General features: G+C 65.6%; 23 protein-coding genes. 16 read left to right on the forward strand and 7 right to left on the reverse strand.

Translation table 11 applies throughout. From position 1 onward, the window contains the following. Nucleotides 1-66 precede the first annotated feature (66 nt). The 15 genes from fabF (at nt 67) to nagZ (ending at nt 14,322) form a co-directional block, all read left to right on the forward strand. Nucleotides 67-1,311 (forward strand): beta-ketoacyl-ACP synthase II, encoded by a 1,245-nt coding sequence (gene fabF / locus ACSFA8_RS02690; RefSeq protein ID WP_435477975.1) that lies wholly within the window; start codon nt 67-69, stop codon nt 1,309-1,311. Between the two features lie 154 nt (nt 1,312-1,465). Next, nucleotides 1,466-1,819, forward strand: a complete 354-nt coding sequence (locus ACSFA8_RS02695; protein WP_435477976.1) for a hypothetical protein — start codon at nt 1,466-1,468, stop codon at nt 1,817-1,819. Further along, nucleotides 1,816-2,493, forward strand: coding sequence for an RNA polymerase sigma factor RpoE (gene rpoE, locus ACSFA8_RS02700; RefSeq protein WP_435477977.1), 678 nt, complete (start codon nt 1,816-1,818; stop codon nt 2,491-2,493). The genes ACSFA8_RS02695 and rpoE overlap by 4 nt, the downstream gene beginning before the upstream one ends. Before the next feature lie 13 nt (nt 2,494-2,506). Beyond that, nucleotides 2,507-3,157, forward strand: a complete 651-nt coding sequence (locus ACSFA8_RS02705; RefSeq protein WP_435477978.1) for a sigma-E factor negative regulatory protein — start codon at nt 2,507-2,509, stop codon at nt 3,155-3,157. Nucleotides 3,158-3,179: 22 nt separating this feature from the next. Further along, nucleotides 3,180-4,241: a MucB/RseB C-terminal domain-containing protein gene (locus ACSFA8_RS02710; RefSeq protein WP_435477979.1), complete on the forward strand. Its 1,062-nt coding sequence runs from the start codon at nt 3,180-3,182 to the stop codon at nt 4,239-4,241. 89 nt (nt 4,242-4,330) lie between these two features. Further along, nucleotides 4,331-5,818 carry a DegQ family serine endoprotease gene (locus tag ACSFA8_RS02715; RefSeq protein ID WP_435477980.1) on the forward strand — a complete coding sequence of 496 codons (1,488 nt, stop codon included), beginning with the start codon at nt 4,331-4,333 and terminating at the stop codon, nt 5,816-5,818. Between the two features lie 521 nt (nt 5,819-6,339). Continuing rightward, nucleotides 6,340-8,151: a translation elongation factor 4 gene (gene lepA, locus ACSFA8_RS02720; RefSeq protein WP_286621885.1), complete on the forward strand. Its 1,812-nt coding sequence runs from the start codon at nt 6,340-6,342 to the stop codon at nt 8,149-8,151. A 3-nt stretch (nt 8,152-8,154) separates the two neighbouring features. Continuing rightward, nucleotides 8,155-9,126, forward strand: a complete 972-nt coding sequence (gene lepB / locus ACSFA8_RS02725; protein ID WP_435477981.1) for a signal peptidase I — start codon at nt 8,155-8,157, stop codon at nt 9,124-9,126. A 35-nt stretch (nt 9,127-9,161) separates the two neighbouring features. Beyond that, nucleotides 9,162-9,521, forward strand: coding sequence for a DUF4845 domain-containing protein (locus tag ACSFA8_RS02730; RefSeq protein WP_435477982.1), 360 nt, complete (start codon nt 9,162-9,164; stop codon nt 9,519-9,521). A gap of 2 nt (nt 9,522-9,523) precedes the next feature. After that, nucleotides 9,524-10,210, forward strand: a complete 687-nt coding sequence (gene rnc / locus ACSFA8_RS02735; RefSeq protein WP_435477983.1) for a ribonuclease III — start codon at nt 9,524-9,526, stop codon at nt 10,208-10,210. A gap of 17 nt (nt 10,211-10,227) precedes the next feature. Next, a complete protein-coding gene (gene era / locus ACSFA8_RS02740) occupies nt 10,228-11,193 on the forward strand; it encodes a GTPase Era (RefSeq protein WP_435477984.1) in 966 nt (321 codons plus the stop codon). A 129-nt stretch (nt 11,194-11,322) separates the two neighbouring features. Further along, nucleotides 11,323-12,096 (forward strand): DNA repair protein RecO, encoded by a 774-nt coding sequence (gene recO, locus ACSFA8_RS02745; RefSeq protein WP_435477985.1) that lies wholly within the window; start codon nt 11,323-11,325, stop codon nt 12,094-12,096. Further along, nucleotides 12,093-12,869 carry a pyridoxine 5'-phosphate synthase gene (locus tag ACSFA8_RS02750; RefSeq protein WP_435477986.1) on the forward strand — a complete coding sequence of 259 codons (777 nt, stop codon included), beginning with the start codon at nt 12,093-12,095 and terminating at the stop codon, nt 12,867-12,869. The genes recO and ACSFA8_RS02750 overlap by 4 nt, the downstream gene beginning before the upstream one ends. Continuing rightward, nucleotides 12,866-13,258, forward strand: coding sequence for a holo-ACP synthase (gene acpS, locus ACSFA8_RS02755; RefSeq protein WP_435477987.1), 393 nt, complete (start codon nt 12,866-12,868; stop codon nt 13,256-13,258). Before ACSFA8_RS02750 ends, acpS begins: the two co-directional genes overlap by 4 nt. Next, nucleotides 13,255-14,322, forward strand: coding sequence for a beta-N-acetylhexosaminidase (gene nagZ, locus ACSFA8_RS02760; protein WP_435477988.1), 1,068 nt, complete (start codon nt 13,255-13,257; stop codon nt 14,320-14,322). The genes acpS and nagZ overlap by 4 nt, the downstream gene beginning before the upstream one ends. A 100-nt stretch (nt 14,323-14,422) precedes the next feature. Here the strand turns inward: nagZ and ACSFA8_RS02765 are convergent, their stop codons facing one another. From ACSFA8_RS02765 to ACSFA8_RS02780, 4 genes are all read right to left on the reverse strand, one after another. Then, nucleotides 14,423-14,938 carry a YgjP-like metallopeptidase domain-containing protein gene (locus ACSFA8_RS02765; RefSeq protein ID WP_435477989.1) on the reverse strand — a complete coding sequence of 172 codons (516 nt, stop codon included), beginning with the start codon at nt 14,936-14,938 and terminating at the stop codon, nt 14,423-14,425. Continuing rightward, nucleotides 14,935-16,200 (reverse strand): Hsp70 family protein, encoded by a 1,266-nt coding sequence (locus tag ACSFA8_RS02770; RefSeq protein ID WP_435478440.1) that lies wholly within the window; start codon nt 16,198-16,200, stop codon nt 14,935-14,937. The genes ACSFA8_RS02765 and ACSFA8_RS02770 overlap by 4 nt, the downstream gene beginning before the upstream one ends. A 121-nt stretch (nt 16,201-16,321) precedes the next feature. Next, on the reverse strand, nt 16,322-17,854 hold the full coding sequence (gene lysS, locus ACSFA8_RS02775; protein WP_435477990.1) for a lysine--tRNA ligase: 1,533 nt from the start codon (nt 17,852-17,854) through the stop codon (nt 16,322-16,324). Between the two features lie 137 nt (nt 17,855-17,991). Beyond that, entirely contained in the window at nt 17,992-18,636 is a 645-nt protein-coding gene (locus ACSFA8_RS02780; RefSeq protein WP_435477991.1) for an LON peptidase substrate-binding domain-containing protein, read from the reverse strand. A 53-nt stretch (nt 18,637-18,689) separates the two neighbouring features. Here ACSFA8_RS02780 and ACSFA8_RS02785 point away from each other — a divergent pair, with 53 nt between their 5' ends. Continuing rightward, nucleotides 18,690-19,250 carry a YggT family protein gene (locus ACSFA8_RS02785; RefSeq protein ID WP_435477992.1) on the forward strand — a complete coding sequence of 187 codons (561 nt, stop codon included), beginning with the start codon at nt 18,690-18,692 and terminating at the stop codon, nt 19,248-19,250. A 135-nt stretch (nt 19,251-19,385) separates the two neighbouring features. On the opposite strand, the gene accD is transcribed toward ACSFA8_RS02785, so the two are convergent. From accD to trpB, 3 genes are read right to left on the reverse strand one after another with little or no spacing between them, the layout of a single operon-like run. Continuing rightward, a complete protein-coding gene (gene accD, locus ACSFA8_RS02790) occupies nt 19,386-20,258 on the reverse strand; it encodes an acetyl-CoA carboxylase, carboxyltransferase subunit beta (protein ID WP_435477993.1) in 873 nt (290 codons plus the stop codon). Nucleotides 20,259-20,285: 27 nt separating this feature from the next. Continuing rightward, a complete protein-coding gene (gene trpA, locus ACSFA8_RS02795; RefSeq protein ID WP_435477994.1) occupies nt 20,286-21,131 on the reverse strand; it encodes a tryptophan synthase subunit alpha in 846 nt (281 codons plus the stop codon). After that, the gene (gene trpB / locus ACSFA8_RS02800) at nt 21,128-22,408 is read right to left on the reverse strand and encodes a tryptophan synthase subunit beta (RefSeq protein ID WP_435477995.1); all 1,281 of its coding nucleotides are present in this window, start codon (nt 22,406-22,408) and stop codon (nt 21,128-21,130) included. Before trpB ends, trpA begins: the two co-directional genes overlap by 4 nt. Nucleotides 22,409-22,432: the final 24 nt, after the last annotated feature.

Below are 22,432 nucleotides of genomic sequence, written 5' to 3' on the forward strand. Positions count from 1 at the left end.
GCGGCGCTCATCTGCCTCGCGCGCGTTACGCAACGGTTTCCAACGCTCCCAGAAAGGTTTGCCGGCATGACCAAACGCCGCGTCGTCGTGACCGGACTCGGTTGCATCGCTCCTGTCGGAAACACGGTGGCCGAATGCTGGGCCAACCTGTTGGCCGGCAATTCGGGCATCGACACCATTACCAAGTTCGACGTCAGCAACTTCGCCTGCAAATTCGCGGGCGAGGTGAAGGGCTTCGACATCACGCAGTACATCGCCGAGAAAGAAGCGCGCCACATGGATCGCTTCATCCACCTGGGCATGGCTGCGGCCATGCAGGCGGTGGTCGACAGCGGTCTGCCGACCGGCGATGCGCTGCCGCACGAGGAGGCGGTGCGCATCGGCTGCAACATCGGCTCAGGCATCGGTGGCCTGCCGATGATCGAAGAGACTCACGCCGAACTGGTGAACCGCGGCCCGCGCCGCGTCTCGCCATTTTTCGTGCCGGCCTCGATCATCAACATGATCTCCGGCCATGTCTCGATCAAGTACGGCTTCAAGGGGCCGAACATCGCGGTGGTCACGGCCTGCACCACCGGCCTGCATGCGATCGGCCTTTCGGCCCGCATGATCGAATACGGCGATGCCGACGTGATGATCGCCGGCGGCGCCGAGTCGACCGTTTCGCCGCTGGGCATCGGCGGCTTCGCGGCGGCGCGCGCGCTCAGCACGCGCAACGACGACCCGAAGACCGCGTCTCGCCCCTGGGACAAGGATCGCGACGGCTTCGTGCTGGGCGAGGGCGGTGGCGTTATGGTGCTCGAGGAGTACGAGCACGCCAAGGCGCGCGGCGCGAAGATCTACGCCGAGGTGCTGGGTTTCGGCATGAGTGCCGACGCGTTCCACATGACCGCGCCCAACGTCGACGGCCCCAGGCGCTCGATGGACATGGCGCTGGCCAATGCCGCCGTCAATGCCGATCAGGTGCAGTACCTCAACGCGCATGGCACCTCCACGCCGCTGGGCGACCTGAACGAAACCAACGCGATCAAGAACGCGTTCGGCGATCACGCGAAGAAACTGGTGGTGAACTCGACCAAGTCGATGACGGGCCACCTGCTGGGCGGTGCCGGCGGGATCGAGTCGGTGTTCACGGTGCTGGCGCTCCACCACCAGAAGAGCCCGCCGACCATCAACATCTTCAACCAGGATCCGGAGTGCGATCTCGACTACTGCGCCAACGAGGCGCGCGACATGAAGATCGACGTCGCGGTCAAGAACAACTTCGGCTTCGGCGGCACCAACGGCACGCTGGTGTTCAAGCGCGCTTGAGTCCCGTTCTCCCATGCACAGCGCCCCATCGGTGAGCTTCCCGGTGGGGCGCTCGCGTTTTGCGGGTCAACTTTCAATGGCCATCTGGACTGCGGGCGCCTGCTGCGCGGGCATTGTCTGCTATCAGTTTGAGAGCATAGGATGGCGCAGCGCAGTGCTGTTGGCCAGCGTTCTGGTGGCCGGCGTCGCGGCTGGACTGGCGTGGCTGCGCCCGTGCATGGGCGAGTTGCATTTCGACGGCCAGAGCTGGCGCCTTGCCGGTGCCGACACCATCGATGCGGCGCGGCTGCTGCCGGCGCTGGATCTGCAATCGCGGCTGCTCGTGCGCCTCGCGGCGCCCGGTCAGCGGCCGCGCTGGTGCTGGCTGGAGCGCCAGAGTGCCCCGCATCACTGGCTGGATCTGCGTCGTGCGGTATATTCGCGCGCCCCGTCGGCCGACCCGGCCGATCCGATCGCTGCTGTGTCGCAGCGATCCGCGTCCCGGGGCCCATTCCCATCTTCTTCATGACCGACACTGCACCGCCACCCGCGCCGCCGGAATCGGGCCCGATCGTCGAGCCCTTGGCCGAACCGAGGCCGGGTGAGGTCGATTTCCAGCTGGTGCAGCGCACCGTCGCGGGCGACCAGAAGGCCTTCGAGTTGCTGGTCATCAAGTACCAGCGCCGGATCGAGCGCCTGATCGGCCGCATGGTGCGCGATGTCGACCTGGTCGAGGACATCGCGCAGGAAACCTTCATCCGGGCATACCGTGCGCTGCATCAGTTCCGCGGCGACGCCCAGTTCTACACCTGGCTCTACCGGATCGCCGTCAACACCGCCAAGAAGGCGCTGGTCGACATGAAGCGCGACCCGACCATCTCCGAAAGCGCTTTGCGACCCTCATCGGACGATGATGATGAAACTTACCGGCCCACAAACGAACCAACCACCGACGAAACCCCCGAAACAGTGCTCGCCGCCCAGGAAATTGCGGGCGTGGTCGAAGCCGCGATGGATGCGCTGCCGGCCGAATTGCGCCAGGCGGTCACGCTGCGCGAGATCGAGGGCATGAGTTACGAAGAGATTGCCGAGGTGATGAATTGTCCGATCGGCACTGTGCGTTCGCGGATTTTCCGTGCGCGCGAGGCGATATCGGCGCGGGTCAAACCGCTGCTCGACAACCAGTCCGGCAAACGTTGGTAAGCAGGTGAACAACATGAATCATCAGACAGACAGAGTTCGCGAACAGGTTTCCGCCCTGATGGACGGTCATTTGCAGGGAAACGCCCTGGCCGAGGCGATGGCCGAACTGAGTGCGCGCGACGAGTTGCGTGCGGCCTGGCAGACGTATCACGTGGTCGGCGATGTATTGCGCTCGGGCGCGCACGCGCCATGCAGCGACAGCAATGCCTTCCTGGCCAAGCTCCAGCAGCAGCTTGCCGCCGAATCGGTGGCACCGACGCCGGTGCCTGCCGTGCCCGTGGTGATCGCGGCGCAGCAACGTGCCGAACCGGCCAACGAGCCGGTGTTCCGCTGGAAACTGGTTGCGGGTGCCGCCTCGCTGGCCGCCGTGGCCGCGATCAGCTGGAACTGGGTTGGCAGCACAGCGTCTTCGCCCGAGAGCGCACAACTGGCGCAGACCCAGCCGCCCGCGATTTCGGTGCTGGCCGCATCGGATCCCAAGGCAACGAGCGCCATCGCTTCGGCCGTGCCGACGCGCGTGCAGATCGGCAACGGCGCGCCGCAGGTGATGTTGCGCGATGCGCGCCTCGATGAATTGCTGGCCGCGCATCAGCAGGCCGGCGGCGGCTCGCAGATGCCGTCGACCTTCTTGCGCAATGCCACCTTCGAAGGGCCGTCGCGCTGATCGTGTGCGCCGCCTTGCTGCAATGACTGTCCGGATGCCGATGTCTGCCCGCCGGGTCGTGCTCGTCCTCGCTGCGTTGTGCCTGGCGCAAATGGCCGTCGCACAGACGCGGGCGGGGCAGGCAGCGGCCCGCGCTCCGCATCCGGCGCCCGACACCGAGCCGCCGTCCATGGGTGTGGTGGAGTGGCTGCAACGCATGCACGCGGCGTCACGCCGGCACAGCTATGTCGGCACCTTCGTGGTGTCGGCTTCGACCGGCAACCTGTCGAGTGCGCGCATCTGGCACGTTTGCGAGGGCGATCAACAGATGGAGCGCATCGAGGCGCTTTCTGGCCCGCCGCGCTCGACCTTCCGCCGCAACGACCAGGTGCTGACGTTCCTGCCCGAAAGCCGCGTGGTCAAGAGCGAACGGCGCGAGAACCTCGAGCTGTTTCCCAACCTGCTCGGTGCGCCTGATTCTTCGCTCGCCGAGTTGTACGGCGTGCGGGTGATCGGCAAGGATCGCGTCGCCGGCTTCGACGCCGATGTGGTGCAACTGATCCCGCGCGATGCGCTGCGCTTCGGCTATCGGGTCTGGAGCGAGCGTCGTTCGGGGCTGGTGGTCAAGTTGCAGACGGTCGACGCGGAAGGCCATGTGGTCGAGCAGTCCGCTTTCTCCGAACTTCAGCTGGATGCGCCGGTCAGGATGCAGGCCTTGTCGCAGATGATGAGCAGCACTGCGGGCTACAAGGTCGAAAAGTCGGAGCTCCAGCGCACCACGGCGCAGTCAGAGGGCTGGACGCTCAAGAGCCCGGTCGCCGGTTTCAAGCCGGTGAGCTGCTACCGCCGCGCGCTGGGCGGGGCTGCCCAGTCCGAGCGCACGCTTCAATGGACCTTTTCGGACGGGCTGGCCTCGGTCTCCCTGTTCCTCGAGCCTTACGACGCGCAGCGCCAGTTGCAGGAAGTCGTGCTCACGCTGGGCGCCACCTACACGCTCACGCGCCGTCTCACTGACAAGAATGGCGACTGGTGGCTGACGGCGGTGGGCGAGGTACCTCCGCAGACGCTCGACGCTTTCGCGCAGAGTCTGGCCCGTATCCGCTGAACGCCGGCGACTGAACCAAAGCGCCTATTGCCATTCACAGCAGCTTGCTACCGTTTTGTTGTTGCTCTCCTTCCGTTGAAAGAAAACCGATGATGTTCAAACTCGAGGGAACCCGGATTCGCTCCACCTTGCTGGCGTTGGCGTTGGCCACCAGCGCGAGCGCGGCCTTTCTGCCGGTCACCGCGGCGCAGGCGCAAACCCGCACGCTGCCCGACTTCACGGATCTGGTCGACCAGGTCGGGCCGTCGGTCGTCAATATCCGCACTGTCGAGAAAGTGGCCGCGCGGGGCAACACTCCGGAAATGGACGAGGAGATGCAGGAGTTCTTCCGCCGCTTCTTCGGCCAGCCGATGCCCGGCGTGCCGCGCCAGGGGCCGCGTCCGAACCGCCCGCAACAACCGCAGGAAGAAGAGCGGGAGCGCCCGCGTGGCGTGGGCTCGGGCTTCATTCTCACGGCCGACGGCTACGTGATGACCAACGCGCACGTGGTCGAGGACGCATCCGAGGTGCTGGTCACGCTGCCCGACAAGCGCGAGTTCAAGGCGAAGATCGTCGGCGCCGACAAACGCACCGACGTGGCGGTCGTCAAGATCGAAGGCTCCGGCCTGCCTGCCGTGAAGGTCGGCGACATTTCCAAACTGCGCGTCGGCGAATGGGTGATGGCGATCGGCTCGCCTTTCGGTCTGGAAAACACCGTGACCGCCGGCATCGTGAGTGCCAAACAGCGCGACACCGGCGACTACCTGCCGTTCATCCAGACCGACGTGGCGATCAATCCCGGCAATTCGGGCGGGCCGCTGATCAACATGCGTGGCGAGGTGGTCGGCATCAACAGCCAGATCTACTCGCGCTCTGGCGGCTTCATGGGCATTTCGTTCTCGATCCCGATCGACGAGGCGATCCGCGTCAGCGAGCAGTTGCGCGCGTCCGGGCGCGTCTCGCGCGGCCGCATCGGCGTGCAGATCGACCAGGTCACGAAAGACGTGGCGGAATCGATCGGTCTCGGCAAGGCGCAGGGCGCACTCGTGCGCAGCGTCGAGGCCGGCTCGCCGGGCGAGAAGGCCGGCGTCGAGCCGGGCGACATCATCACGAAGTTCGACGGCAAGGCGATCGACAAGCCGAGCGACCTGCCGCGCCTGGTCGGCAACACCAAGCCGGGCACCAGGAGCACGTTGACGGTGTTCCGGCGCGGCAGTTCGAAGGATCTGGCGGTCACCATTGCCGAGATCGAACCCGACAAGCCTGCCAAAAAGGCGGTCGACCGCGAAGAGCCGACGCCCAAGCCGTCGGCCTCCGCCGCAGCCAAGTCCCTCGGCCTCGCGGTAAGCGACCTCAGTGATGCGCAGAAGAAGGAACTCAAGCTCAAGGGTGGCGTCAAGGTCGACACCGCCAGCGGCGCGGCCGCACGTGCCGGCCTGCGGGAAGGCGACGTGATTCTGGCGGTGGCCAATGGCGAGGTTGCGAACCTCAAGGAATTCGAGAGCGCGCTTGCCAAGGCTGACAAGTCCAAGTCGGTCAGCGTGCTGTTCCGTCGTGGCGACTGGGCGCAATATGCGCTGATCCGTCTGAGCCCCTGACCGCGCTGCACGTCAAGTGGCCCCATCCGCCAGTCGGGTTTGGGGCCCTTTTTTTGAGCCTTTGCGGCCCTGTTCGATGCCGATTGAAAAAATTTCTAACGACCGTATGCGACCTATTTTGGTTGGTAAGCACTAACTTAAACAAAGCCTAATGACGTTTTTCGGTAGAATAGAGCCTGCTTCGCGACCAACCTGCGCATAAGCAGTGGAGTGATCCCCACGATGCGAGATTCCAGCCGGTCGTCCACCGGTGCTCCACAGATCACCCACAAGTTGTTAAGTTATTGATCCACCGATGCTGTGGATAAGTTGTTTATAAGTTTGATGTTGCTGACCTGCAACGACCCATCGAGAGCCCGTTCCCGGATGTACGCCAACTCCTTTTTGCCTACAATGAAGCTCCAACTACTGCAGTTGCCATTGCTTGTTGGTTCAGGGCGCGTCTCTTTCAGACGCGCCCTTTTTTCTTGCCCGGCGCGTTCTGCGCACAAGGCAATTCAAGTACTTAAGCGTTCCCGTTGATGAATCACATCAGAAACTTTTCGATCATTGCGCACATCGACCATGGCAAGTCGACGCTCGCAGACCGCTTGATCCAGCGTTGTGGTGGACTCGCGGATCGTGAGATGGAAGCGCAGGTTCTCGACTCGATGGACATCGAGAAAGAGCGTGGGATAACCATCAAGGCGCAGACCGCTGCACTGCACTACAAAGCCCTCGACGGACAGGTCTACAACCTCAATTTGATCGACACACCGGGCCATGTCGATTTCTCTTATGAAGTGTCGCGCTCGTTGTCCGCATGCGAAGGCGCGTTGCTCGTCGTCGATGCATCGCAAGGTGTCGAAGCGCAGACCGTGGCCAACTGCTACACCGCGCTCGACCTCGGTGTGGAAGTAGTGCCCGTGCTCAACAAGATGGATCTGCCGAACGCCGACCCAGACAACGCGCGCACCGAAATCGAAGACGTGATCGGCATCGATGCGACTGATGCGATTCCGTGCTCTGCCAAAACCGGCATGGGCATCGACGAAATTCTTGAAGCGGTGGTCAAGCGGATGCCGCCGCCGCGCGGCAACCCCGACGCTGCGTTGCGCGCCATGATCATCGACAGCTGGTTCGACGCGTACGTCGGCGTGGTGATGCTGGTGCGTGTGGTCGACGGGCGTCTCGCGAAAGGCGAGCGCATCAAGATGATGGCTTCGGGCGCGGTCTACAACGCCGACAGCCTCGGCGTGTTCACGCCCGCCAACGAGCCGCGGCAGTCGCTCGAAGCGGGCGAGGTGGGCTACGTCATCGCCGGCATCAAGGAACTGCAGGCGGCCAAGGTGGGCGACACCGTCACCCTGATCAAGCCTGGCACCGGCGGCGCGGCGTTCACCGCGACCGAGGCGCTGCCCGGCTTCAAGGAAATCCAGCCGCAGGTGTTTGCCGGTCTTTATCCCACCGAAGCCAGCGAATATGAATCGCTGCGCGACGCGCTCGAAAAACTCAAGCTCAACGACTCGTCCCTGCACTACGAAGCCGAAGTGAGCCAGGCGCTGGGCTTCGGCTTTCGCTGCGGCTTTCTCGGCCTGCTCCACATGGAGATCGTGCAGGAGCGGCTCGAGCGCGAGTTCGACCAGGATCTGATCACAACCGCGCCGAGCGTGGTCTACCAGGTGGTGCGCAACGACGGCGAAGTGATGATGGTCGAGAACCCATCGAAGATGCCCGACGTCGGCAAGATGAGCGAGATCCGCGAGCCGATCGTCACCGTGCACCTCTACATGCCGCAGGAATACGTTGGCGTGGTGATGACGCTGGCCAACCAGAAGCGCGGCGTGCAGATGAACATGGCCTACCACGGCCGCCAGGTGATGCTCACCTACGAAATGCCGCTCGGCGAGATCGTGCTCGACTTCTTCGACAAGCTGAAGTCGGCCAGCCGCGGCTACGCATCGATGGACTACGAGTTCAAGGAGTACCGCGCGTCCGACGTGGTCAAGGTCGACATCCTGCTCAACGGCGAGAAGGTCGATGCGCTCTCGATCATCGTGCACCGCAGCCAGTCGCAGTACCGCGGCCGGGCCGTGGTCGGCAAGATGCGCGAGATCATTTCGCGCCAGATGTACGACGTTGCGATCCAGGCCGCGATCGGAGTCAACATCATTGCGCGTGAGACAATCAAGGCCCTCCGCAAGAACGTGCTCGCCAAGTGCTACGGCGGCGACGTTTCCCGCAAGCGGAAGCTGCTCGAAAAGCAGAAGGCGGGCAAAAAACGCATGAAGCAGATCGGCTCGGTCGAGGTTCCGCAAGAAGCCTTCCTCGCGATCCTGCAAGTCGAAGACTGATCCATGGCATTCCTCACCTCCCTGATCCTCGCGGCGTTTGCCGGCTACATCGGCGCCTGGTATTTCGGCGCGGTCGAAGGCAACTTCGCGCTACTGCTGTTCCTCGCGACCGTGGTCACCGGCCTCTACTGGCTGGCCGAACGCTTTTACTTTCTGCCGAAGCGCCGCCGCGCCGCCGCGGCACTCGATGCCTCACTGGGCGAACGCGATGCGCGCCTGGCGCAGCAAGGCGTGACCCAGGTCGACACGGTCGACGGCAAGGCGCGCGAGCGCCTGCTGATGCAGCCCTGGTGGCTCGACTGGACGGCCGGTCTGTTTCCGGTGATCGTGGCGGTGTTCCTGCTGCGCTCGTTCCTGTTCGAGCCGTTCAAGATTCCGTCGGGCTCGATGATGCCGACGCTGCTCACCGGCGACCTGATACTGGTCAACAAGTTCACCTACGGCCTGCGGCTGCCGGTGCTCAACACCAAGATCACCGACGGCACGCCGCCCGCGCGCGGCGACGTAATGGTGTTCCGCTACCCGCCCAAGCCCAGCATGGACTACATCAAGCGCGTCGTGGGCGTGCCGGGCGACGAGGTGGCCTACCTGAACAAGAAGCTCACCATCAACGGCCAGCCGGTGAGCAAGGAGGCGATGCCCGACTTCCTGGACGAGGACACGATGCGCTACCTCAAGGAGTACCGCGAAGACATCGGCGGCAAGCAGCATCTGTTGCTGAACGACGAAAACCGGCGTGCCGGCCTGTCAGAGGCCGAGATCATGCCGTTTCCGAACCAGGATAATTGTCGTTACAGTGTCGAGGGCGTTGTGTGCAAGGTGCCAGCCGGTCACTATTTCATGATGGGCGACAACCGCGACAATTCGCTCGACTCACGCTATTGGGGTTTCGTGCCGGATCAGAACATCGTCGGACGTGCGTTCTTCGTCTGGATGAATTTCGGCAATCTCAAGCGCATCGGTTCGTTTCAATAAGAAGCTGGCACATCATCATTCGAGGGGTAGAGGGCATGAGGGCATATCGGTCGGTTCAAAAGGCAAAGCAGCGCGGCATCTCGTTCATCGGGTTGCTGTTCGTGGCGATCGTGCTGGCATGCGTCGGTGTGGTCGCCGCGCAGGTGATCCCCACGCTGATCGAGTTGCAGGCGATCGACAAGGCCGCCAACAAGGCCAAGGACGGCGCCACGGTGCCTGAAGTTCGCGCCATCTTCGACCGTTCCCAGGCCATCGACGACTTCAAGCTGAGCGGCAAGGACATCGAAGTGCAGAAGGTCGGCGAGAAGGTGGTCGTGTCGTACGCCTACGACCGCGAGATCCACCTGTTCGGCCCCGCGTTCCTGCTGATGAAGTACAAGGGCCAGTCGCGCTGATCGTGAGTGAAGGCGGTCTAGCTGCGCTGCAGGCGCGCCTCCATTACAACTTTGCCGACGCACGCCTGCTCCAGCTCGCGCTGACGCACCGGAGTTTTTCGTCCGACCACAACGAGCGGCTCGAATTCCTCGGCGATTCGGTGCTGAACCTCGCAGTGGCGCACCTGCTCTACCGCCGGCTCTCCGAACTGCCAGAAGGCGACCTGTCGCGCGTGCGCGCCAACCTGGTCAAGCAGGACACGCTGCACCAGATCGCCGTGCGCCTTGCGCTCTCGCCGCTGCTGCGGCTGGGCGAGGGCGAGGCCAAGTCCGGCGGGCCCAACCGCCCCTCCATCCTGGCGGATGCGCTCGAAGCGCTGATCGGCGCGGTCTATCTCGATGCCGGTTACGGCGCGGCCGAGGCGCTGGTGCACCGCCTCTACGAGTCGGTCGAAATCAACGCCCGCATGGACGCCGCCGCCAAGGATCCCAAGACCGAATTGCAGGAATGGCTGCAGGGCCACAAAATGAAGCTGCCTCTCTACCGCGTGGTCGGCACGCTCGGGGCGGCCCACAAGCAGACTTTCGACGTCGAGTGCGAGGTGGCCGAACTGGCCCTCACCGAACGCGGCATCGGCGGTTCGCGCCGTGCCGGCGAGCAGGCGGCGGCGGCGGCCATGTTGATCCGGTTGAAGGCACACCGCGCGTGACGCGCACCCCACACACAATGAATGACGCTCCTGAATTGATAGCACCTCCCGCGGACGGGACAGGCGCTGATGGCCAAAATGGCCCACAACATTGCGGGCTGATCGCGATCGTCGGCAAGCCCAACGTGGGCAAATCGACCCTGCTCAACGCGCTGGTCGGCCAAAAAATCAGCATCACCTCGCGCAAGGCGCAGACCACGCGGCACCGCATCACCGGCATGCGCACGCTCGGCGCGACGCAGTTCGTGTTCGTCGACACGCCCGGGTTCCAGACGCTGCATGCCAACGCGCTCAACAAGTCGCTCAACAAGACGGTGCAGGGCGCCGTCGGCGATGTGGATCTGATCCTGTTCGTGGTCGAGGCCGGCAGCTTCACGCCGGCTGACGCGCGCGTGCTGAAATTGCTCGGTAAGGGCATCCCGACCGTGTTGCTTGCCAACAAGCTCGACAACGTGCATCGTCGGGGCGACATCGCGCCCTGGCTTCAGGAAATGCAGGGCAAGCACAGCTTCGCCGAATTCGTGCCGATGTCGGCGAAGAACGCGAAGGACATCGAGCGGCTGTTCGGCATCTGCGAGAAGTACCTGCCCGAGCAGCCCTGGTTCTACGGCGAAGACGAGCTGACCGACCGCAGCGAGAAGTTCCTGGCCGGCGAGCTGGTGCGCGAGAAGCTGTTCCGCCTCACCGGCGACGAACTGCCCTACACCTCGACCGTGATCATCGACAAGTTCGAGGAAGAGCCACCCCAGAAAAAAGGCCAGAAGCGCCTGCTGCGCATTGCCGCCACTATCGTGGTCGAGCGCGACGGCCACAAGGCGATGGTGATCGGCGACAAGGGCGAACGCATCAAGCGCATCGGCATGGAAACACGCGTCGAGCTCGAGAAACTGGCCGATGCCAAGGTGTTCCTCGAACTGTGGGTGAAAGTGCGTTCCGGCTGGGCCGACGACGAAGCACGGGTCAGGTCGTTCGGCTACGAATAAGCAAACCCCCAGGCTTGCTCGCTTCGCGTAGCCGCCAACCCCCTTGCTGGGGGCAACGCCAGCGGCCCGGCAGAGCCGGTTCCGCGGCGTTTGCTGGCCTCAAGCCTCGATGCCTTATTGCGCACTGACATGGCCACCCACCGCGTTTCACACGAGCCAGCTTACGTTCTCCACCGCTACGACTGGAGCGAGTCGAGCCTGATTCTCGAGGTGTTCACCCGACACCACGGCCGCATCGCGCTGGTGGCCAAGGGGGCCAAGCGGCCGAGCTCCAATTTCCGCCCCGTGCTGCTGCCGCTGCAGCCGCTGCAGCTCAACTATGGCGGCGACGCCGAAATCCGCACGCTCAAGGGCGCCGAATGGATGGGTGGCCACGTGATGCCGACCGGCGAGGCGCTGCTGTCGGGCTACTACGTCAACGAACTCATGATGCGGCTGCTCGCCCGCGACGACGCGCACGAGGCGCTGTTCGACGCCTACGCGGCCGTGGTGCAGGTGCTGGCCGGCGACCATGGCGGGGCGCAGGCGGCCACCCACTCGGCCGCGCTGCGCGCTTTCGAACTGCTGCTGCTGCGCGAGATCGGCCTGTTGCCATCGCTCGAAGTGCAGACCCTGACATTGGCGCCGCTCGACCCTGGCGCGCGCTACAGCCTGGTGCCCGAAGCTGGCCTGCACGAGGCCGCGACCGAGGCGTCCGGCGCCTTGCGCGGCGCCGAATGGCTGGCGCTGCAGCAGGCGCTCGACGACCATGCGCCGTTCTCGGGCACCGTGCATCACGTGGCGGGCATGGACACCGGCCTTGGCGCGGCGTTGCGCACCCAATTGCGCGCTCTGCTCAACTACCATTGCGGCGTGACGACGCTGCGCACCCGGCAGATGATCAGAGACCTGCAAGGCTTATGAACACTCCTTCCTCACCCCGCGCCGCGACGGCGCTCTCGGTCAACCTCAACAAGGTGGCGCTGGTGCGCAACACGCGCGAGCTCGGCATTCCGAGCGTGCTGTTTGCGGCCGCCAATTGCCTCGATGCCGGCGCCCACGGCATCACCGTGCACCCGCGGCCCGACGCGCGCCACATCCGGGCGCACGACGTGCGCGAACTCTCGGCGCTGCTCGCGAAGGAATGGCCCGGCGCCGAATTCAACATCGAGGGCAACCCCTTTCACAACCTGATGGAGTTCGTGCGCGAACTGCGCCCGCACCAGGCCACCTTCGTGCCCGACAGCGAGACCCAGTCGACCAGCGACCACGGCTGGACGTTTCCTGACGACGCGGCGCGCCTGCGCCCCCTGATCGCGGAGGCCAAGGCGCTCGGCGTGCGCGTCAGCCTCTTCATGAACCCCGATCCGGACATGATGGCCGCGGCGAAGGCCGTCGGTGCCGACCGGGTCGAGCTCTACACCGAGGGCTATGCCGCCTCGCGCGGTACCTCGCGCGCCGGCACCGTGCTGGCGCTCTATGCCGAAACCGCGCGAGCGGCGCAGGCCGCGGGCCTCGAGGTCAACGCCGGCCACGACCTGAGCCGCGACAACCTCACCGAATTCCTGCGCGCCGTTCCCGGCGTGCGTGAGGTGTCGATCGGGCACGCCTTCGTGGCCGACGCGCTCGAACTGGGCTACGAGGCCGCGACGCGCGACTACCTGCGCTGCATTGCCGAGGCATATCTGACCAAATGATTTATGGCATCGGCACCGACATCTGCGATGTGCGACGCATCGCCGCCACCTTCGAGCGCCAGGGCGAACGCTTTGCGCGCAGGGTGCTGAGCGACGCCGAGTTCAAGGTCTGGGAGGGGCGCCGCGGACGCTGGCCGGGCCGCGGACTGCGCTACCTCGCCACGCGTTTCTCCGCCAAGGAAGCTTTCAGCAAGGCGATCGGCATGGGCATGCACATGCCGATGAGCTGGCGCCTGTGCGAAATCGCAAACGAACGCAGTGGCAAGCCCGTCATCGTGCTGCACGGCGTCCTCAAGGAATGGTTCGAGGCGCAGGGGCTCACCGCTCACGTCACCGTGACCGACGAAACCGACTATGCGGCGAGCTTTGTCGTCGTCGAGAAAACATGACAGAGCCCTCCCACGCCCCGCTGATCATCGATGTCGCGGGCACCGAACTCACGGCAGCCGACCGGCGCCGGCTGGCCGATCCGCTGGTCGGCGGCGTGATCCACTTCGCACGCAACTGGGAAAACCGTGCGCAGCTCAGCGCCCTCAACGCCGAGATCAAGGCGTTGCGGCCCGACCTGCTGATCTGCGTCGACCACGAGGGCGGCCGGGTGCAGCGCTTTCGCACCGATGGTTTCACGCGGTTGCCCTCTATGCGTGCGCTGGGCGAGTTGTGGATGCATGACGCCCTGCGTGCCACCCAGGCCGCCACCGCCTGCGGCCACGTCCTCGCGACGGAGTTGCGCGCCTGCGGCGTCGACTTCAGCTTCACGCCCGTGCTCGACCTCGACTACGGTGAGAGCAGCGTGATCGGCGACCGCAGCTTTCACCGCGACCCGCGGGTCGCTTCGCTGCTCGCCAAGAGCCTGATGCATGGCCTGCTGCAGGCCGGCATGGCCAATTGCGGCAAGCATTTTCCGGGTCATGGTTTCGTCCGCGCCGACTCGCATGTGGCGATCCCGGTCGACCGGCGCAGCCTGAAAGCGATCCTGGCCGACGATGCCCGGCCCTACGACTGGCTCAACGGAACACTCACTGCCGTCATGCCGGCCCATGTGATCTACCCGAAGGTCGACGCACGGCCGGCCGGCTTCTCGAGCAAGTGGCTGGGCAAGATCCTGCGCAGCCAGCTTGGCTTCGACGGCGCGGTGTTCAGCGACGACCTGAGCATGGAGGCCGCGCGCCGTATCGATGGCGAACTGTTGAGCTACACCCAGGCCGCGCTGGCGGCGCTCGAGGCCGGTTGCGACCTCGCGCTGCTGTGCAACCAGAGCGTGGGCGAGGGCGCACCGCTCGACGAACTGCTGGATGGCATGGCCGCCGCCCGGGCGGCGCAGCGCTGGCGTCCCGATTCCACCAGCGAACGTCGGCGCCTTGCGCTGCTGCCACGCGGCGAGGCGCTCACATGGCCGCAATTGGCGCACGCCGAAAGCTACCTCCACGCCCGCGCCATGCTACAAATTTGACGGCCACGACGGCCACGACGGCCACGACGGCCACGACGGCCACGACGGCCTGGAGGGTTCGCTCAGGCCGGAACGCCGTTTGCAAAGGGCCGCAGCCTCCTCATGGTGCAGCGCTCGCCCACAGCCGCTCTCCGCCTGCGTCCAGGTGCGTCAGATACAGCCGCAGATCGAACTCCAACTGGTGGTATGCCGGCTCCATGTGCGTGCACAGCGCATAGAAGGCCTTGTCGTGCGCCCGCTCCCTCATGTGCGCGAGCTCGTGCACGACGATCATGCGCAGCCACTCGGCCGGCACTTCCTTGAACAGGCTGGCCACGCGGATTTCGCGCTTGGACTTGAGCTTGCTCCCCTGCACGCGCGACACCGTAGTGTGGGTGCCGAGCGCGTTCCGGATCACATGCAGCTTGCTGTCGAAGGCCACCTTCGAAAGGGGCTCGGCGTTGCGCAGGTATTCGCTCTTGAGACCGGTCACGTAGCCGTAGAGCGCGCGGTCGGTGCGAACGTCGTGCGCCTCCGGGTAGCGCTGGCGCAGCGGGCCGGCCAGGCCGCCGGCCGATTGCAGCTGTTGCTGCACCTGCGCCAGCAGCGCCGGCGGGTAGCCGGTCAGGTACTTCATGCAGCGTTGCGCGCCGCGTAGGCCAGCCCGGCCGCCACGCCGCCGAACAGATCGCCCTCGACCAGCGGAACGCCGGCAAAGCTGCGCCGCAGCGCCTGCTGGAACGGGCGCAGCGCCGACGAGCCGCCGGTAAGGTAGATCGCGTCGAGGTCGCCGCTGCGCAGGCTCGCCCGCTGCACGCAGGCGTGGGCGCAGGCCATCACCGTCTCCAGCAGCGCGGCCAGTTGCTGCTGCATGTCGAGCGGCGTCAATGTCGTCGTCAAGCCGGCTTCCGCGCTGTCGAGATCGATCTGCATGTCTGCGTCCTGCACCGAGACATCGATCTTGGCCTGCTCGACCGCGCTCGCGATGCGGTGGCCGTCGCCTTGCCGCAGCACCTTCATGAGCCGGTCGTGCAGCAGCGTGTCGCTGTAGTTGCCGCGCAGCGTCTGGGTCTGGCGGATCGCCTTGGGCGTTTGCTGCCAGTGGATCAAATGCCAGGTCGACAGCTCGAAGAAGACGGTGCTCGGCACCTCGCGGCCCTGCGGGCCGAGATGCCGGAAGCCGAAGGCGGGCATCACGCGCTCGAGGTTGAGGCGCTGGTCGAAATCGGTGCCGCCGATGTGCACGCCGGTGGTGGCCAGCACATCGTCGCTGCGGTCGGGGCGCGCAATGCGGTCGGGGCCGACGCGCACCACGGTGAAGTCGGAGGTGCCGCCGCCGATGTCGGCAATCAGGATCAGCGATTCGCGCGTGACACGCTGTTCGTAGTCGAACGCTGCCGCGATCGGTTCGAGCTGGAAGCCGACCTCGCGAAACCCTGCCGCACGCGCGGCATGGCGCAGGCTGTCCTCCGCGCGCTGGTCGCGCCTGGCATCGTCGTCGACGAAGTGCACCGGGCGACCGATCACGGCGCGCTCGGGGCGCCGGCCCAGTTCGGCCTCGGCGCGCGTGGCCAGCTCGTGCAGGTAGCGTGCAATGATGTCTTCGAAGCTCAGCAGGCCGTCGTAGACCTCGGTTTTCTCCTGCATCAGCGCGCTGCCGAGCAGGCTCTTGAGCGAGCGCATCAAGCGGCCTTCGACACCGGCCAGGTAGAGCGCCACGGCGTCGCGGCCGAAATGCGTGCTGCGGTCTTCGGCGTTGAAGAACAGCGCGGTGGGCATCGCGGTCGCGGCGCCTTCGAGCGGCAACAGGCGCGCGAGCCCGCCTTCCCCGGCGCTCGCGATCGCCGAGTTGGAAGTGCCGAAGTCGATCCCGATCGCCGGCTTCTGATTTTTCAAGATGGTTCCAGAGAGAGCAGCGTAGACGGGAAACACCGCGGAACCGGCTCCGCCGGGCCGCAGGTGTTGCCCCCTGCAAGGGGGTTGGCGTAGCGACACGCAGTGCGCGAAGCCTGGGGGTGAGTCAAGCCTCGCGGCGCAATGCGGGAAACAGGATGACGTCGCGGATGCTCGGCGAGTCGGTCAGCAACATCATGAAGCGGTCGATGCCGATGCCGCAGCCGCCGGTGGGCGGCATGCCGTATTCGAGCGCCCGCACGAAGTCGTGGTCGTAGAACATCGCTTCATCGTCGCCGCTGTCCTTGGCCGCGACCTGCGCGTTGAAGCGCGCGGCCTGGTCTTCGGCATCGTTCAGTTCGCTGAAGCCATTGCCGAACTCGCGGCCCGTGATGTAGAGCTCGAAGCGCTCGGTGACCTCGGGCCGGTCGTCGTTGGCGCGCGCCAGCGGCGAGATCTCGGTCGGGTGTTCCATGATGAAGGTGGGCTGCCAGAGCTTCTCTTCGACGGTTTCCTCGAAGTACATCACCTGCAGACTGGCCAGGCTGCGTTGCGAGAGCTTGTCCTTTTCCTCGGTCAAACCGATCTTGCGCAGCGCGTTGACCAGCCAGGCCGAGTCGTCGACATTCGCGCCGGCGTCGGTGTGCTTGCGGATCGCCTCGCGGATCGTGAGGCGCTCGAATGGTTGGCTCAGATCCACCGTCTTGCCCTGGTAGGTGAGTTGCTCGCTGCCGACCGTCTTCTTCGCGATGGTGCGGATGATCGCCTCGGTGAAGTCCATCAGATCCTGGTAGTTCCAGTAGGCCGCGTAGAACTCCATCATCGTGAACTCGGGGTTGTGCCGCACCGAGATTCCCTCGTTGCGGTAGCTCCGGTTGATCTCGAACACGCGCTCGAAGCCGCCGACGATCAGCCGCTTCAGATACAGCTCGGGCGCGATGCGCAAGAACATTTCCTGGTCGAGCGCGTTGTGGTGCGTCTTGAACGGCTTGGCGTTCGCGCCACCCGGGATCGGATGCAGCATCGGCGTCTCGACCTCGAGGAAGTCGTTAGCCACCATGAACTCGCGCAGCGCGCTCACGGCCCTGCTGCGCGCTTTGAAGCGGTCGCGCGCCGACTCGTCGGTGATCAGATCGACATAGCGCTGGCGGTATTTCTGTTCCTGGTCGGCCATGCCGTGGAACTTGTCCGGCAGCGGACGCAGGCTCTTGGTGAGCAGGCGCAAGCGGGTGACCTTGACCGACAGCTCGCCGGTCCGGGTCTTCATGAGCGTGCCTTCGGCGCCGACGATGTCGCCCAGATCCCAGTGCTTGAACGCGGCATAGGCGTCGTCGCCGATGGTCTCGCGCTGCACGTAGAGCTGGATGCGGCCGGTGGCGTCCTGCAGGGTCGCAAAGCTCGCCTTGCCCATCACGCGCTTGAGCATCATGCGGCCGGCCACGGTGACGGGCACCGGCGTGGCTTCCAGCCCCTCGGCCGCCGTTTCGCCGTGGGCGGCGAGCAGCGCTGCGGCACGGTGCTGCGGCTTGAAATCGTTCGGGAAAACGACGCCCCCGCCGTCGACCTGCGCGCTGCGCAGCGCCTTGAGCTTGTCGCGGCGCTCGGCCATGAGCTGGTTGTCGTCGGCGGCGGGCGCGGGGGAGGGGGTGGAGTCGGTCATGAAAGGCAGGCAGGGTGCAGCAAGAAAGCGCATTCGGCGGCGCGGGCAACCCGCCATTTTAGCCGTCGGAAACGCCAGCGGAATTGGCCGCCAGCGCCCACGGGACGGGTGCAGCCAGCTATGAAATCAATAGCAAGCTATTCAGCGATACCGGTACGTGCGAGCAGATCGCTGACCAACTCGAGGCGCATCAGCGGGCTGTCGAGTTCCATCAGCTGCTGCTTGAGGTGCGGCGGCAGCGGCAGCAGCTCGCACCACCGGTTGGCCACCCAGCCGCAGTCGGCGAACTGGTAAGGCGCGCGGATCGGCAGGCGCACGTTGCCATCGGCCTCCATCTGGCGGCGCTCCTCGAGCGTCTCGACCAGGCGGCGCAGCGCGTCAGCCGTGTGTTGCAGGTCTTCAGGGATCGCCAGCGCCATGTCGTCGGGCAGGGCTTCGACCTCGGCCGTCCACAGGCCGTACTTTTGCAACGCGCTGGTGTGCACCCTGAAGCGCTGGGTGCCGACGCATTCGATCTGCAGCAGGCCGGCTTGCGGCGCCTCGAAGTCGCGGATCACCGCCAGCGTGCCGATGCTGGAGAAGCTCTCGGCGGACGCGCCGGCCACGCGCACCTCGGCACCCTGCGTGAGCCGCACGACGCCGAACGGCGCGCCGGCCTTGTGCACCTTGCCGATCATGTCGAGGTAGCGCACCTCGAAGATGCGAAGCGGCAGCAGGCCGCCGGGAAAAAGCACGCTGCCGAGCGGGAACAATGGCAGTGCGGAAAGCAGGGGAGATGTCATCGTCGTCAGCCTTTGCGTGGCTATCATCGCACTCCCTTCACGCTGCCTGCGCCATGCTCTACCAGATCCCCTCGTTCCTGCTCGACGTGATCGTCGGCCTCCTCGGCGGCGCCTGCCTGCTTCGGCTCTACATGCAGTACCACCGCGTGCCGTTCGGCAATCCGCTCGGCCGTTTCGTGTTCGCGATCAGCGACTGGATCGTGCTGCCGCTGCGCAAGGTGTTGCCGTCCGTCGGCCGCTGGGATCTGTCGAGCCTGGTCGCGGCCTGGCTGCTGGTGATGGCGAAGTTCTTGCTGTTGTGGCTGCTGATCGGTGATTTCAGCCGGTTGGCCGTGTTGCCGCTGGTGTCGCTGATCGGGCTGTTGCAGCTTGCCGTGTCGGGCTTGACGGCCCTGCTGGTGGTCTATGCCGTGCTTTCGTGGGTGCCGAACGCGTCGTCGATGCTGCTGGACCTGATCACCCGGCTGGCCGACCCGCTAGTGCGGCCGCTGCGCCGCTTCATTCCGCTGGTGGGTGGCGTCGACCTGTCGCCGCTCGCGGCCATCGTGCTGCTGCAGGTCGTCGCGATCGTGCTCGGCAGCCTGATGGGCTGGGCCTGGACGTTGGGCCGATAGGACGCTCGGCCGGCGATAAAGAAAGCGGTCTTCATTCCAGGAACACCGCGGAACCGGCTCTGCCGGGCCGCTGGTGTTGCCCCCTGCAAGGGGGGTGGCGAAGCGACACGCAGTGCGCGAAGCCTGGGGGTGTGCCTATTCCACCGCGTCGGCGGGCTGGCGCAGCAGCATGGCGAGCGTGTTCGCAATCGTCTTGCGCAGTTCGCGCCGGTCGCAGATGAAGTCGATCGCACCCTTGGTTTGCAGGAACTCCGCGCGCTGGAAGCCTTCGGGCAGGGTCACGCGCACGGTCGACTCGATCACGCGCGGGCCGGCAAAGCCGATCAGCGCCTTGGGTTCGGCGATCACCACGTCACCCACGAACGCGAAGCCGGCCGACACGCCGCCCATGGTCGGGTCGGTCAGCACGCTGATGTAGGGCAGGCCCTTTTTTGCAAGGCGCGTGAGCGAGGCGTTGGTCTTGGCCATCTGCATCAGCGACAGCAGGCCTTCCTGCATGCGCGCACCACCGGTGGCGGTGAAGCAGATGAAGGGCACCTTCTGCTCGATCGCGGTTTCGACGCCGCGCACGAAGCGCTCGCCCACCACGCTGCCCATGCTGCCGCCCATGAACTCGAATTCGAAGCAGGCGACCATCACGCTGATGCTGTGCACCGAGCCGCCCATCACGACGAGTGCATCGGTTTCGCCGGTGTTTTCGAGCGCTTCTTTCAAACGCTCCGGATACTTGCGGCTGTCCTTGAACTTGAGGGCGTCGACCGGCAGCACTTCCTGGCCGATCTCATAGCGGCCCTCGGCATCGAGAAAGGCGTCGAGCCGCGCGCGCGCGCCGATGCGGTGGTGGTGGCTGCAGCTCGGGCAGACGTTCTGGTTGTGCTCGAGGTCGGTCTTGTAGAGCACTGTCTCGCAGCTTGGGCATTTGATCCACAACCCTTCGGGCACCTGGCGGCGCTCGCTCGGGTCGGTCTGGGCGATCTTGGGGGGAAGCAGTTTTTCAAGCCAGCTCATGGGGGGAGTTCTCCTGAAGTTCGCGGATTATCGGCCAGCCGCGTTTTTGGGGGTGGCGGCCGGCAGGGCGTCGAGCGCCTCGCGGATGCCGGCGAGAAATTCGCTGCACACCGCGACGACCTGGTCGCGCGGCTGCGCTTCGATGAGCTGGATGATCCGGGTTCCGATCACCACCGCATCGGCGGCCGAGGCGACCGCCTGGGCCGTGCGCGCATCGCGGATGCCGAAGCCGACGCCGACCGGGATGCTCACGTAGTCGCGGATGCGCGGGATCATCTGGCCGACCGCCTCGGTGTCGAGGTGGCCGGCGCCGGTCACGCCCTTGAGCGACACGTAGTAGACGTAACCGCTTGCGAGCCGCGCCACCTGCGCCATGCGCTCGTCGGTGCTGGTGGGCGCCAGCAGAAAAATCAGGTCGATGCCGACGGCGCGCAGCGCGGCTGCGAAGGCTTCGCATTCTTCCGGCGGGTAGTCGACGATCAGCACGCCGTCGACGCCGGCCTTCGCCGCATCGCGCACGAACGCGCGCTGGCCGTGGATGCCGTCGTAGCGCTCGACCGGGTTGGCATAGCCCATCAGCACCACAGGCGTCTTGGTGTCCTTCTCGCGGAAGGCCGCGACCATCGCCAGCACCTGCTTCATGCCGATGCCGAGCGCCAGTGCCGCTTCGCCGGCCTTCTGGATCACGGGGCCGTCGGCCATCGGGTCGGAGAAGGGCACGCCGAGTTCGATCACATCGGCGCCGGCCGCGACCATGCCGTGCATGAGGTCGGGCGTGATGTCGGCGTAGGGAAAGCCGGCGGTCACGTAGGGAATCAGCGCGCGCCGGCCCTCCTGCTTCAGCGCGTCGAAGGTGGCGGTGATACGGCTCATGCCTTGCCTCCCTTCACCTGCAGCCCGCGCATCGAAGGGCGGTCGTAGAAGTCGACGCCCGACAGGTCGGCGACGGTGCCGATGTCCTTGTCGCCGCGGCCGGACAGGTTGACGAGGATCGACTGATCCGCGCGCATCGTCTTCGCGAGCTTCATCGCATAGGCCACCGCATGGCTCGATTCGAGCGCGGGGATGATGCCTTCGGTGCGGCACAGGTAGTGAAAGGCGTGCAACGCTTCCGCGTCGGTGATGCCGACGTATTCGGCACGGCCGATGTCGGCCAGGTATGCATGCTCGGGGCCCACGCCGGGGTAGTCGAGCCCGGCGCTGATGCTGTGCGTTTCGGTGATCTGGCCATCGTCGTTCTGCAGCAGGTAGGTGCGGTTGCCGTGCAGCACGCCCGAACTGCCGCGCAGGATCGAGGCCGCATGCTTGCCGCTGTCGAGGCCCTCGCCGGCCGCTTCGACGCCGATCAGGCGGGTGCCCGTGAACGGGATGTACGGGTAGAAGATGCCCATCGCATTGCTGCCGCCACCGACGCACGCCACCACCACATCGGGCTGCCTGCCTTCGGCCTCGCCGGTGATCCCGTCGGCCGCCAGCATGGCCGGCATCTGGTCGATGCACTCGGTGCCGATCACGCTCTGGAAGTCGCGCACCATGGTCGGATAGGGGTGCGGGCCGGCGACGGTGCCGATGATGTAGAAGGTGTTTTCGACGTTGGTGACCCAGTCGCGCATCGCTTCGTTGAGCGCGTCCTTCAGCGTCTTGCTGCCGGATTCCACCGGCACCACGGTGGCGCCCAGCAGGTTCATGCGGTAGACGTTGGGGCTCTGGCGCTGCACGTCCATGCTGCCCATGTAGACCACGCATTCGAGGCCGTAGCGCGCGCAGATCGTGGCGGTCGCCACACCGTGCTGGCCGGCGCCGGTCTCGGCGATCACGCGCGGCTTGCCCATGCGTTTGGCCAGCATCGCCTGGCCGATCACGTTGTTGATCTTGTGCGCGCCGGTGTGGTTCAGGTCTTCGCGCTTCAGGTAGATCTGGGCACCGCCCATCTCGCGGCTCGTGCGTGCCGCGTGGTAGACCGGGGACGGCCGGCCCACGAAGTGCTTGAGCTCGTAGTGGAACTCGGCGAGGAAGGCCGGGTCGTCCTTGAACTTCGCGTAGGCATCGCGCAGCTCGGCGATGGCGTGGGTGAGCGTTTCACTCGCGAAGGTGCCGCCATAGGGGCCAAAATGGCCGCTGGCATCGGGTTGCTGGTAGGTCGTTTGCATGGTCTCGATCGGTGGGCCGCGCGC

The organism is Variovorax nitratireducens, from assembly GCF_051216545.1.
Classification (GTDB): Bacteria; Pseudomonadota; Gammaproteobacteria; order Burkholderiales; family Burkholderiaceae_C; genus Variovorax.

Coding starts and splice junctions, on each gene's coding strand:
- ACSFA8_RS02750 (WP_435477986.1), top strand. CDS start 12,093: ATGAACACTCCTTCCTCACCCCGCGCCGCGACGGCGCTCTCGGTCAAC.
- ACSFA8_RS02705 (WP_435477978.1), top strand. CDS start 2,507: ATGAATCATCAGACAGACAGAGTTCGCGAACAGGTTTCCGCCCTGATG.
- ACSFA8_RS02785 (WP_435477992.1), top strand. CDS start 18,690: ATGCTCTACCAGATCCCCTCGTTCCTGCTCGACGTGATCGTCGGCCTC.
- era (WP_435477984.1), top strand. CDS start 10,228: ATGAATGACGCTCCTGAATTGATAGCACCTCCCGCGGACGGGACAGGC.
- trpB (WP_435477995.1), bottom strand. CDS start 22,408: ATGCAAACGACCTACCAGCAACCCGATGCCAGCGGCCATTTTGGCCCC.
- ACSFA8_RS02730 (WP_435477982.1), top strand. CDS start 9,162: ATGAGGGCATATCGGTCGGTTCAAAAGGCAAAGCAGCGCGGCATCTCG.
- lysS (WP_435477990.1), bottom strand. CDS start 17,854: ATGACCGACTCCACCCCCTCCCCCGCGCCCGCCGCCGACGACAACCAG.
- accD (WP_435477993.1), bottom strand. CDS start 20,258: ATGAGCTGGCTTGAAAAACTGCTTCCCCCCAAGATCGCCCAGACCGAC.
- recO (WP_435477985.1), top strand. CDS start 11,323: ATGGCCACCCACCGCGTTTCACACGAGCCAGCTTACGTTCTCCACCGC.
- acpS (WP_435477987.1), top strand. CDS start 12,866: ATGATTTATGGCATCGGCACCGACATCTGCGATGTGCGACGCATCGCC.
- ACSFA8_RS02710 (WP_435477979.1), top strand. CDS start 3,180: ATGACTGTCCGGATGCCGATGTCTGCCCGCCGGGTCGTGCTCGTCCTC.
- ACSFA8_RS02765 (WP_435477989.1), bottom strand. CDS start 14,938: ATGAAGTACCTGACCGGCTACCCGCCGGCGCTGCTGGCGCAGGTGCAG.
- nagZ (WP_435477988.1), top strand. CDS start 13,255: ATGACAGAGCCCTCCCACGCCCCGCTGATCATCGATGTCGCGGGCACC.
- fabF (WP_435477975.1), top strand. CDS start 67: ATGACCAAACGCCGCGTCGTCGTGACCGGACTCGGTTGCATCGCTCCT.
- ACSFA8_RS02715 (WP_435477980.1), top strand. CDS start 4,331: ATGATGTTCAAACTCGAGGGAACCCGGATTCGCTCCACCTTGCTGGCG.
- lepA (WP_286621885.1), top strand. CDS start 6,340: ATGAATCACATCAGAAACTTTTCGATCATTGCGCACATCGACCATGGC.
- trpA (WP_435477994.1), bottom strand. CDS start 21,131: ATGAGCCGTATCACCGCCACCTTCGACGCGCTGAAGCAGGAGGGCCGG.
- lepB (WP_435477981.1), top strand. CDS start 8,155: ATGGCATTCCTCACCTCCCTGATCCTCGCGGCGTTTGCCGGCTACATC.
- ACSFA8_RS02780 (WP_435477991.1), bottom strand. CDS start 18,636: ATGACATCTCCCCTGCTTTCCGCACTGCCATTGTTCCCGCTCGGCAGC.
- rpoE (WP_435477977.1), top strand. CDS start 1,816: ATGACCGACACTGCACCGCCACCCGCGCCGCCGGAATCGGGCCCGATC.